This is a genomic window from Oscillibacter sp. CU971, from assembly GCF_905219725.1.
Taxonomy (GTDB): Bacteria; Bacillota; Clostridia; order Oscillospirales; family Oscillospiraceae; genus Oscillibacter.
Genome location: NZ_CAJMXG010000562.1, coordinates 1 through 1,129 on the forward strand (window position 1 = coordinate 1; position 1,129 = coordinate 1,129).

Below are 1,129 nucleotides of genomic sequence, written 5' to 3' on the forward strand. Positions count from 1 at the left end.
TTTTCGACATCTAAAGGGGATAGAGGTCTTTAAAAGGGAATAGGGGGGACATAATGGAAAACACTTTTTTAACACAGAAGGCAAACGGCGAAAAGATTCTAATTTCTGAACTTCTGGCAGCTCCACCCTCTGACGAGGTTTTAGCGGAGCTTTTCCCGTACAGCAAGAACAGCAAGCCACACATAACCCAGCTCGGCCTGAAGATTTTGAAGCTGCGCCTGGATGGGAAGGACAATGAAGAAGCCGGGAAAGAACTGGGCCTCACACGGAATCAGGTAGAAGGCCGGTTCCAAAATATCAAAGCCAAGTTTGAGCGAGGTCCCATACCGGATTATATTGAGCTGGACAGTCCGGCTCTGCGGCGGCTTCGCGGCCTGGAGGTAACGTTCACGGAGGGATACATGAAGCTGTCGGAGCTTCTGCGGGACATGCCCTCCGACCAAGAGCTAAAAGAGTTCGCCATCATGCGTGGAAACGTTCCTGGTTTCGGGACCAAACGAATGTTGAACCATGAGGACCTGATCCTAGTCCAGAAAAAACAGGCGGTAAAGCGGAACGCCACCATTGCCAGGGAGCTTGGCGTCCGGCCGGAATCTGTTCGTTTCCGTTTAATGTGGATTCAAAATGTGCTGAAGCGGAAGCTGGGCGTTCAAATTGATCTGCCGGATTTGTTCCCCTTTGAGGCGGATGAAGCTGGGTGATTTTTCAGAATGTGGATGATTTGGTTGCTCTAGTTAATGGCAAGAAGATGGAGTTTGTCCAGTCTAAAGCAGTCCCCAAAATGCTGGAGGTGGCATTATGGTCATAGATAAAACGACAGGGCGGGGCTGTGCCTGGAGCATAGCGTCAAAAACAGTCACCAAGCTGTTGATCGCAGAAGGTATTATAGGCAGAGCAATTTTTAGAAAGCCGCGCCCAAATGGAGATGGATATAACCTGCTCTGTGTAGTTAAATACGGAGAGAATGCGCACGTAATGTTGCAGAGGGGCGATGATATGGCGGTGGAACCGCTATGGGCCCCTTCCTTTGTTGATGAGGAAATATGGAAACAAGCGGTCGTGAAATTCCATATCTTTACGGAATTGGATAGAAATGTAGAGAAGCACCTGCTTCCAGAAATGGATGAAT

General features: G+C 49.0%; 2 protein-coding genes. Both read left to right on the plus strand.

Features of this window, described 5'->3' with window-relative positions:
* Positions 1 to 53: 53 nt before the first annotated feature.
* On the plus strand, positions 54 to 701 hold the full coding sequence (locus JX325_RS17465; RefSeq protein ID WP_204792269.1) for a hypothetical protein: 648 nt from the start codon (positions 54 to 56) through the stop codon (positions 699 to 701).
* Between the two features lie 97 nt (positions 702 to 798).
* Positions 799 to 1,129 (plus strand): hypothetical protein (locus tag JX325_RS17470; protein ID WP_204792270.1); only part of this gene is annotated, 331 nt, incomplete at its 3' end.